This is a genomic window from Streptomyces aculeolatus, from assembly GCF_020400605.1.
Lineage (GTDB): Bacteria > Actinomycetota > Actinomycetes > Streptomycetales > Streptomycetaceae > Streptomyces > Streptomyces aculeolatus.
In genome coordinates this window covers 85,703-96,420 of record NZ_JAINRD010000001.1, presented here as the reverse complement: position 1 = coordinate 96,420, position 10,718 = coordinate 85,703, and the positions used below count along the sequence as shown (strand labels likewise).

Genomic DNA, 10,718 nt, shown 5'->3' with positions numbered 1-10,718 from the left:
GAGACCCATGCCGACCGCCGTATCCACCGCCCGACCGCCGCACGACGTGAAGGACGCGCCATGGCCGAGGACGTAGCCAAGCTCCGCGACTATCTCAAGCGGGTCACCGTGGACTTGCGCAAGGCCCGGCGGCGCCTCCAGGAGGTCGAGGACCGGGCCGCGGAGCCGATCGCGATCGTCGGCATGGCCTGCCGCTTCCCCGGCGGGGTCGCCTCGCCCGGCGACCTGTGGCGGCTGCTCGTCGAGGAGCGCGACGCCATCGGCCCGTTCCCGACGGACCGCGGCTGGGACCTGGAGCGCCTCTTCGGCTCCGGGCCCGCCGGTACGACGACGGTGCGCGAGGGCGGCTTCCTGGCCGACGCGGCCGGGTTCGACGCGGAGTTCTTCGGCATCTCGCCGCGCGAGGCGCTGGCGATGGAGCCGCAGCAGCGGCTGCTGCTGGAGAGCGCCTGGGCGGCGCTGGAGCACGCGGGCATCGACCCGGCGGGCCTGGAGGAGGCGAAGGCCGGGGTCTTCGTCGGCCGGAACTACCACGAGTACGGGGCCCCGCTGGAGTACGCCCCGGGGTCGGTCGAAGGGCACCTGGTCACCGGTTCCGTGGCGAGTGTGGCGTCCGGGCGGATCGCGTACACGCTGGGGCTCTCGGGCCCGGCCGTCACGGTCGACACGGCCTGCTCGACGTCCCTGGTGACGCTGCACCTCGCGGCGCAGTCGCTGCGCTCCGGGGAGAGCGACCTCGCGCTCGCGGGCGGGGCGACGGTGATGTACACGCCGGGCACGTTCGTGGAGTTCGACAAGCAGGGCGCGCTCGCGGCGGACGGGCGGTGCAAGGCGTTCGCGGCCGGGTCCGACGGCATGGGGATGGCGGAGGGCGTGGGCGTCCTCGCGCTGGAGCGGCTGTCGGACGCGCGGCGCAACGGGCACCGGGTGCTGGCGGTCGTGCGCGGCTCCGCCGTCAACCAGGACGGCGCCAGCAACGGGCTCACCGCGCCCAGCGGCCCGGCCCAGCAGCAGGTCATCTGGGCGGCGCTGGACAACGCGGGCCTGGGGCCCGGCGACGTGGACGCGGTGGAGGCGCACGGCACGGGCACGGAGCTGGGCGACCCGATCGAGGGCCGGGCGCTGCTGGCGACGTACGGGCAGGGGCACACCGCGGAACAGCCGCTGTGGCTGGGTTCGGTGAAGTCGAACATCGGGCACGCCCAGGCCGCGGCCGGGGTCGCGGGGATCATCAAGACCGTCCTGGCGCTACGGCACGGGCAGTTGCCCCGGACGCTGCACGCGGACGAGCCCTCCCCGCACGTCGACTGGGAGTCCGGCACCGTACGCCTCCTGACCGAGGCGCGGCCGTGGCCGGAGACGGGCAGGCGGCGGCGGGCGGCGGTGTCGTCGTTCGGGATCAGCGGCACCAACGCGCACGTGATCCTGGAGCAGGCCCCGCAGGAGCCGGAAGCCGAAGAGGCGGTACGCCCCGGGGCGTTGCTGTGGCCGTTGTCGGCGAAGAGCCCGGCGGCCCTGGCGGCGCAGGGGGAGCGGCTTGCCGCGTACGCGGAGAGCCACCCGGAGACGGATCCCGCGGACGTCGCCCACACGTTGGCCGCGTCCCGGGCCGGGCACCGGCACCGCGCCGTGGTCCTGGACGGCGACCGGGCGGCGCTCGCCGCGCTCGCCGCAGGCGCGGCGCACCCGCACCTGGTCACAGGCCCGGCCACCGGACCCGTAGCCGGCAAGCTGGCGTTCCTCTTCTCCGGGCAGGGCAGCCAGTACCCCGGCATGGGGCGGGACCTGTACGCCGCCTTCCCCGCCTTCGCCGAAGCGCTGGACGAGGTGGCGGCGGCGCTCGACCCCCATCTCGACCGGCCGCTGCGCGACGTGATGTTCGACGCGGAAGCCGAGGTGCTGGACCGGACGCGCTACGCGCAGCCCGCCCTCTTCGCCTTCGAGGTCGCGCTCTTCCGCCTCCTCGGCCACTGGGGCATCACCCCCGACCGCCTCGCCGGCCACTCGGTCGGCGACATCGCCGCCGCCCACTGCGCCGGCGTCCTCGACCTCGCCGACGCCGCCCTGCTGGTCGCCACCCGGGCCCGGCTCATGCAGGAGATGCCCGCCACCGGCGTCATGATCTCCCTCCAGGCGTCCGCCGAGGAGGTCACCCCGCACCTCACCGGGGGCGTGACGATCGCGGCGCTCAACAGCCCCTCCACCACGGTCATCTCCGGCGACGCGGCCGAGGCGCGCGCGGTCGCGGAGCGGTTCCGTGCGCGTGAGCTGCACGTGAGCCACGCGTTCCACTCCCCGCACATGGACGGGATGCTGGCCCCGTTCCGCGAGGTCGTCCGCACGCTGACGTTCCACCCGCCGCGCATCCCCCTCGCCGTCGACGAGGACCTGCTCCGCGACCCCGAGCACTGGGTGCGCCACGTCCGCGAGCCCGTCCCCTTCGCCGACCACGTCGCCCGGCTCGCGGCCGACGGCGTCGCCGTGTTCGCCGAAGTCGGCCCCGACGCCGCGCTGGCGACCCTCGCCGGCCAGAGCTTCGCCGACGGCGCCGACCACCTCGCCGTCGCCCTCCAGCGCCGCACCCGCGACCAGCGCCACACCCTCCTCACGGCCGTGGCGACCCTCCACACCCACCACGCCGCCACCCCCGCCTGGCCCGCGCTGCTTCCCGGCGCCCGGCCGGCCGGCCTCCCCACGTACCCCTTCCAGCACAAGGACTTCTGGCTCCCGCCCTTCGCCCCGGGCGCCTCCCCCGGCGGCCGCGACGCGCACCCGTTCGTCGAGACCGCCACCCGGCCCGCGGACGGCGACCGGCTCGTCCTCACCGGCCGGCTCTCCCTGCGTACGCACCCCTGGCTCGCCGGCCATGCCGTCGCCGGCCGCGTCCTCCTCCCCGGCACCGCGTACGTCGACATGGCGCTGGCGGCGGGCGCGCGGCTGGACGGGCCAGGACTCGGCGTCGAGGAGCTGACGCTGCACGCGCCCCTGGTGCTGCCGGCCGCTGGGGCCGTCGAGTTCCAGGTGCTGGTGGCGGAGGCAGACGCCGCGGGGCGGCGGGAGATACGCATCCACGCGCGGCCCGAACCGGCGGGCGTGGCGCCCGGCCCCTGGACGGAGCACGCGTCCGGGCACCTCGCCGCGCTCCCCGCCCCGCCGGCCGGGGTTCCGGACCTCACCGCCTGGCCGCCCGCGGGGGCGGAGCCGGTCGCGGTGGACGGGCTGTACCCGCGGCTGGCGGCCCTCGGCCTGGCCTACGGGCCGGTGTTCACCGGCGTACGGGCCGCGTGGCGGCGCGGCGACGAGGTGTTCGCGGAGGTGGCGCTGCCCGAGGAGGCGGCCGCCGACGCCGAACGCTTCGGGATCCACCCCGCGCTGCTCGACGCCGCCCTGCACGGCATCGGGCTCGGCCTCGGCGCGGGCCGGGAGCCGGAGCGCGCGGGCCTGCCGTTCTCCTTCGGCGGGGTGCGGCTGGACGCGGTCGCCGCCACCGCGGTACGGGTGCGGCTGGCCCCGGCCGGGACGGACGCCGTCGCCGTCACGGTCGCCGACGCGCTCGGGCAGCCCGTCGCCGCCGTCGACGCCCTGGTGACGCGGCCGTTCGACACCGACCGGCTCGCGCGGCCCGCGACCGACTCGCTGTACCGGCTCGACTGGACCCCGGTCACGGCGGACGCGGCGGGCACGGAGAACGGCGCGGACGGCGCCGAGTTCGCCGAGGTCGCCGACGTCGCCGCGCTGCCGGAGGTCCCCGGGACCGTCGTCCTCCCCTTCGGCGAGGCGGCCGACGCGACCGCCGCGCTGCACCGCGCCCTCGACGCGGCACGCACCTGGCTCGCCGACGACCGTGCCGCTGCGGCCGGTTCGCGGCTCGTCGTGCTCACCCGCCGCGCCGTCGCCGCCGGCCCCGGCGACGTACCCGACCCGGCGGCGGCCGCCGTGTGGGGGCTGCTGCGGTCGGCGCAGTCGGAGGCGCCGGGCCGGTTCGTCCTCGTCGACGCGGACGACGACGCCGCCGCGGAGCGGGACCGCACCGTACGGCGGGCCCTGGCCTGCGGGGAGCCGCAGGTCGCCGTGCGTGCCGGCCGCCTCGCCGCGCCCCGGCTCGTACGGCACCAGCCCGCCGCGGACCGGCCCGGTCCGCGGTGGGACCCCGACGGCACCGTGCTCCTCACCGGCGGCACCGGCACCCTCGCCCGGCTCCTCGCCGCGCACCTGGTCACCGAGCACGGCGTACGCCACCTCCTGCTCGTCAGCCGCACCGGCCCGGACGCCGCCGGCGCCCCCGCACTGCGCGAGGAACTCACCGCCCTGGGCGCCACCGTCACCGTCGCCGCCTGCGACATCGCGGACCGCGACGCCACCGCCCGGCTCCTCGACGGCATCCCCGCGGCGCACCCGCTGACCGCCGTCGTCCACCTGGCGGGCGTCGTGGCCGACGGGCTGCTGACCGGGGTCGCGCCCGAGCAGCTGGACCGCGTCCTCGCCCCCAAGGTGGCGGGGGCGCTGAACCTCCACGAGCTGACGGTCGCGCGCGAACTCCCGCTCGACGCCTTCGTCCTCTTCTCCTCCGCCGCCGCCGTCCTCGGCGGCGCGGGCCAGGGCGCGTACGCGGGCGCGAACGCCTTCCTCGACGCGCTGGCCCGGCACCGGCGGGCGCAGGGCCTGCCGGCGGTCGCCCTCGGGTGGGGGCTGTGGGAGCGCGAGAGCGGCATGACCGCCGCCCTCGGGGCGGCGGACCGGGCCCGGATGGCCAGGTCCGGTGTCGCGCCGCTCGGCGACGCGGAGGGGCTGGCGCTGTTCGACGCGGGAGTCGCCGACCCGGCGGACGGGGCGCTGCTGCCCGTACGCCTCGACCTCGCCGCGCTCGCGGACGCCGGGGCGCTGTCGCCCGTGCTGCGGGGCCTGGTCCGTACGCCCGGGCGGCGGGCCGCGGCGGCAGCGGCACCCGGCGCCGGGGCGCCGGCGCTGCGGGAGCGGCTGGCGGCGCTGCCCGGCGCCGAGCGGACGGCGGCGGCGCTTGACCTGGTCCGTACGCAGACGGCGACCGTGCTCGGGCACGAGTCGCCGGGGTCCGTGCCGGAGGCGCAGGCGTTCCGGGACCTGGGCTTCGACTCGCTGATGGCGGTCGACCTGCGCAACGGCCTCGCCCGCGAGACGGGCCTGCGGCTGCCCGCGACGCTGGTCTTCGACTACCCCAACCCGACGGCGCTGGCGGCGTACCTGCTCGCCGAGTTCGGCCTCGGCGCGGAGGCGGACGCGGACACGGACGCGGTGCCGCTCGCCGCGGCCTCGGCGGACGATCCGATCGCCATCATCGGCATGGCCTGCCGCTACCCGGGGGGCGTCGGCTCCCCGGAGGAGCTGTGGGAGCTGGTCGCCGAGCGCCGGGACGCGATCTCGGACTTCCCGGACGACCGGGGCTGGGACCCGGAGGAGCTGTACGACCCGGACCCCGACCGCGCGGGCCGGTCGTCCGTGTGGTCGGGCGGCTTCCTGCACGGGGCGGCGGACTTCGACCCCGGGTTCTTCGGTCTCTCGCCCCGCGAGGCGCTGGCGACGGACCCGCAGCAGCGGCTGCTCCTGGAGACGAGCTGGGAGGCGTTCGAACGGGCCGGCATCGACCCGGAGTCGGCGCGCGGCAGCCGCACCGGCGTCTTCACCGGCCTGATGTACCACGACTACGCGGCCAGGGTGAGCCGTCCGCCCGCGGAGCTGGAGCCTTACCTCGGCAACGGCAGCGCGGGCAGCGTGGCGACGGGCCGGGTGGCGTACACGTTCGGGCTGGAAGGTCCGGCGGTGACGGTGGACACGGCGTGTTCGTCGTCGCTGGTGGCGCTGCACCTGGCGGCGCAGTCGCTGCGTACGGGCGAGTGCGACATGGCGCTCGCGGGCGGCGTGACGGTGATGTCGGCGCTGCACGCGTTCATCGAGTTCAGCCGCCAGCGGGCGCTGGCGCCCGACGGCCGGTGCAAGTCGTTCGCGGCGGGCGCCGACGGCACGGGCTGGGCCGAGGGCGTCGGCGTACTGGTTCTGGAGCGGCTGTCGGTCGCGCGCCGGAAGGGCCACCGGGTGCTCGCGGTCGTACGCGGCTCGGCGGTCAACCAGGACGGCGCGAGCAACGGTCTGACGGCGCCCAACGGGCCTTCGCAGCAGCGGGTGATACGGGCCGCGCTGGCCGGCGCCGGGCTGGAGCCGGGCGACGTGGACGCCGTGGAGGCGCACGGCACGGGAACGACGCTGGGCGACCCGATCGAGGCGGAGGCGCTGCTCGCCGCGTACGGGCAGGGGCGGGACGAGGACCGGCCGCTGTGGCTGGGGTCGATCAAGTCCAACATCGGCCACACGCAGGCCGCGGCCGGTGTGGCGGGGATCATCAAGATGGTCCAGGCCATGCAACACGGGGCGTTGCCGGCGACGCTGCACGTGGACGAGCCGACGCCGCACGTCGACTGGGCCGCCGGGGGCGTCTCGCTCCTCACCGACGCCCGGCCGTGGCCGGAGGTGGACAGGCCCCGGCGGGCGGCGGTCTCGTCGTTCGGCGTGAGCGGCACCAACGCGCACGTGATCCTCGAACAGGCCGACGAGACCGGCGAGTCGACGGAGCAGGAGCACGCCGAGGCGCCCGGAGTGATGTCGTGGCCGCTGAGCGGCCACACGGCCGCGGCGCTACGGGCACAGGCCGCGCGCCTGCACACGCACCTGGCCGACCGCCCGGAGACGCCGCTGAACGGGGTCGCCGGTGCGCTGAGCACACGGGCCCGCTTCGAGGAGCGCGCGGTGGTCGTGGGCGCCGGGCGGGCGGAGTTGCTGGCGGGGTTGGAGGCGCTGGCCGCGGGTGTGCCGCACGACGGTGTGGTGCAGGGGACGGTGCTGCCGGGGAAGACGGTGTTCGTCTATCCGGGGCAGGGCTCGCAGTGGGTGGGGATGGGTGCCCGGTTGTTCGCCGAGTCGCCTGTGTTCGCGGAGGCGCTGACGGCGTGTGCCGAAGCCCTCGCGCCGCACGTCCACTTCGATCTGCTCGATGTGCTGACCAGCGAGGATCCTGCCGCTCTCGAACCGGTCGAGGTGGTGCAACCTGCCCTGTGGGCGGTGATGGTGGCGTTGACCCGCTGGTGGGAGCACCACGGTGTGCGTCCCGACGCGGTGATCGGCCATTCGCAGGGTGAGATCGCTGCCGCGCATGTCGCGGGTGCCTTGAGTTTGGAGGACGCGGCTCGCGTGGTCGCGCAGCGGTCGCAGGCACTCACTGCTCTGGCGGGTACGGGCGGGATGCTGTCCGTAGCGCTGGACGAGGCGGGTGCGGACGGGCTGTTCAAGGATTGCGGTGTCTCGGGGGACGTGTCGGTTGCGGCCGTCAACGGGCCTTCGGCCGTCGTGGTCGCGGGTCCGGCGGCAGCGCTGGACGCGGTGCAGGAGCATTGTGCCCGTAACGAGATCCGCCACCGCCGTATCCCGGTCACGTACGCCTCGCACACGCCGCTGGTCCAGCCGCTGGAAGCGGACTTGGCGGCACGCCTCGAAGGCATCGAGCCCCGTACTGCCGACATCCCCTTCTACTCGACGGTGACCGCAGGGCCGGTCGACACCACCACCCTGACCTCGGATTACTGGTTCACCAACCTGCGTTCGCCGGTTCGTTTCCACCAGACCGTGCAGGCGCTCCTCGCCGACGGCTACGGGCACTTCCTGGAGCCCAGCCCGCACCCCGGCCTGCTCACCGCCGTCGCAGACACCATCGACGCCGCCGACGCCCAGGCCGTCACCCACGCCACCCTCCACCGCGACGACGACACCCCGAACCGCCTCGCCCTCGCGCTGGCCCACACCCACGCCCACGGCCTGGCGGCCCCCACCGCCGCCCCTGCCCCCGCCCACCTGCCCGACCTGCCCACCTACGCCTTCCAGCACCAGCACCTCTGGCTCGACGCCACCCCCGCCGCCCCCGCCGAGTCCGCGTCGCACCCGCTGGTCGGCCCGCCCGTGGAACTCGCGGGCGACGGCGGCCTGCTCCTCACCGGCCGCCTCTCCCTGCGCACCCACCCCTGGCTCGCCGATCACGCCGTGGCCGGCACCGTCCTCCTCCCGGGGACCGCGCTCCTCGAACTCGCCCTGCACGCCGGCCACCTCGCCGGCTGCGCGCACCTCGACGAACTCGCCCTCGAGGCACCGCTCGTCGTGCCCGACGACGGCGCCGTCGACCTCCAGGTGACGGTGGGCGACGCGGACGACAGCGGGCGGCGCACCGTCGTCGTCCACGCGCGGCCCCACGGCGATCCGGCGGGCGAGCCCTGGTCGAGGCACGCCACCGCCACCGTCCAGCCGCGCGCCCCGCAGGAACCGCCGCCGCCCGCCCGCTCCGTCTGGCCGCCCGCGGAGGCGACCCCCCTCTCCCTCACCTCGCTCTACGCGCACCTCGACGCCACCGGGCTGACCTACGGTCCCGCCTTCCGCGGCCTTCGCGCCGCCTGGCGCGACGGCGGCGACATCCTCGCCGAGGTGACCCTCCCCGACCACGCGGACCACACGGCGCCGTTCGCCGTCCACCCGGCGCTGCTCGACGCCGCCCTGCACGCCATCGGACTCGGCGACGAACAGGGCGACCGCGGGACCGGCTCGCCCCACCTGCCCTTCACCTGGCAGGGCGTCCGCCTCCACGCCTCAGCCGCCCCCGGACCGGCCACCCTCCGTGTCCGCCTCACCCCCACCGGCCCCGACGCGGTCGGTCTGGAGGCGACGTACGCGGACGGTTCTCCCGCCGTCTCCGTGGACCGGCTCGTCCTGCGTCCGCTGCCCGTCGCGGAGTTGCGCACCCGCGCGGACTCGCTGTACGAGGTCGAGTGGTCGGCGCCCCCGGGCCGCCCCGGCACCCGTAGCCCCGCGGAAAGCGACGACCACCCACTGCTCGTCGTGGCGGACGCAGCGGACGCAGCAGACGCAGCAGACGCACAAGGCGCGGACGCGGACGCCGCCGGCTCCGCCCGCGCCGTCCTGCTCCGCACCCTGAGCGCGCTCCAGACCTGGCTGGCCGACGAGCAGAACGCCGACCGCCGCCTGACCGTCGTCACCCGGAACGCGGTCGCGCTCGGCGACGAGTCGCCGAACCTGTCGCACGCCCCGGTCTGGGGCCTCGTACGGTCGGCGCAGGAGGAGCACCCCGACCGCCTCGTGCTGGTCGACACCGACGACAGCGAGGAGTCGCGGCGCGCCCTGCCCGCCGCCGTCGCCTCCGGCGAGCCGCAACTCGCCCTCCGCGGCGGCGCGCTCAGTGTTCCCCGCCTCGTCCGCGTCCCCGTCCGTCCCGACCCCTCCGCGCCCTCCGCGCGCCCTGCCCCGGGATACGCCGACGGTACGGTCCTGGTCACCGGCGGCACCGGGACGCTCGGCGCGCTGGTCGCCCGGCACCTGGTCGCCGCGCACGGCGCCACGCGCCTGCTGCTGACCAGCCGCCGCGGGCCGGACGCGCCCGGCGCCGCCGAACTGGTCGCCGAGCTGGCGGAGCTGGGCGCGGACGTCACCGTCGCCGCCTGCGACGCCGCCGACCGGGAGGCGCTGGCCGCGCTGCTGGCGGGCATACCCGCCGACCGTCCGCTTTCCGCCGTCGTGCACGCGGCCGGCACGGTGGACGACGGCGTGGTCGACTCGCTCACGCCGGAGTCCGTCGACCGGGTGCTGGCGCCGAAGGCGGCCGCCGCGTGGACGCTGCACGAGCTGACGCGCGAACTGCCCCGGCCGCCCGCCGCGTTCGTGCTGTTCTCGTCGTTCGCCGGTACGGTCGGCTCCGCCGGCCAGTCGAACTACGCCGCCGCCAACGCCTTCCTCGACGCACTCGCCCACCACCGCCGTGCCGCCGGCCTGCCGGCGGTCTCGCTGGCGTGGGGGCTGTGGGAGTCCGCGTCCGGCATCACGTCCGCGCTCGACGCGGCGGACCTGGCGCGGATCGGGCGTACCGGCGTCGCCCCGCTGGCGACCGCCGAGGCCCTGGCGCTCTTCGACGCCGCGCTCGCGCTCCCCGCGGACCGGCGGTCTCCCGCGCCGGCGCCCGTCCGGCTCGTACCGGCCAGGCTGCGGGCCCTCGCCGCCGCCGGGGAGCTGCCCGCCCTGCTGCGGCGGCTGGTCCGGACGCCCACGGCGCAGGCGGCTGCGCCGGCGGCCGGGGAGCCGGCGGCCGACCTGGTCGCGCGGCTGTCCGCGCTGCCGGAGGCGGAACAGGACGCGGCGCTGCTGGAGTTGGTACGCGCCCAGGTGGCGGACGTGCTCGGGCACGCGGACCGTACGCAGGTCGAGGCCGACCGCGGCTTCAAGGACCTCGGCTTCGACTCCCTCACCGCGATGGAGCTGCGCAACCGCCTCCAGCGGGCCACCGGCACCAGGCTGCGGGCCACCCTGGTCTTCGACTACCCCGCCCCCGCGGCGGTCGCCGCGCACCTGCGGGAGCGGCTCGACCTGGGCACCGCCGACCCGGCGCAGGCCCTGCTCGGCGACCTCGACCGGCTGGAGGAGGGCCTGACCGCGCTCGCCGGGCAGGCCGCGGCCCTCGGCGCCGACCGCAGCCGCATCACCGTACGGCTGCGCGGTCTGCTGGCGCGCTGGCACGACGAGCCGCGGGACCCGGGCACCACGGAGCCGGAAAGCCGCGGCGACCTCGACGCCGCGACGGACGACGACCTGTTCGATCTGGTCGAGAACCTGGGGAACTCCTGACATGGCAGAGCGCGGCG

The 10,718-nt window shown here is 76.7% G+C and carries 1 protein-coding gene; it reads left to right on the top strand.

What is annotated here, in order from left to right:
- The first annotated feature begins 60 nt into the window (after window positions 1-60).
- Window positions 61-10,701, top strand: coding sequence for a type I polyketide synthase (locus tag LG396_RS00300; protein WP_225793116.1), 10,641 nt, complete (start codon window positions 61-63; stop codon window positions 10,699-10,701).
- Window positions 10,702-10,718: the final 17 nt, after the last annotated feature.

Bases quoted from the DNA above. Each gene is read 5' to 3' on its own strand.
- LG396_RS00300 (WP_225793116.1), top strand. From the start codon at position 61: ATGGCCGAGGACGTAGCCAAGCTCCGCGACTATCTCAAGCGGGTCACC.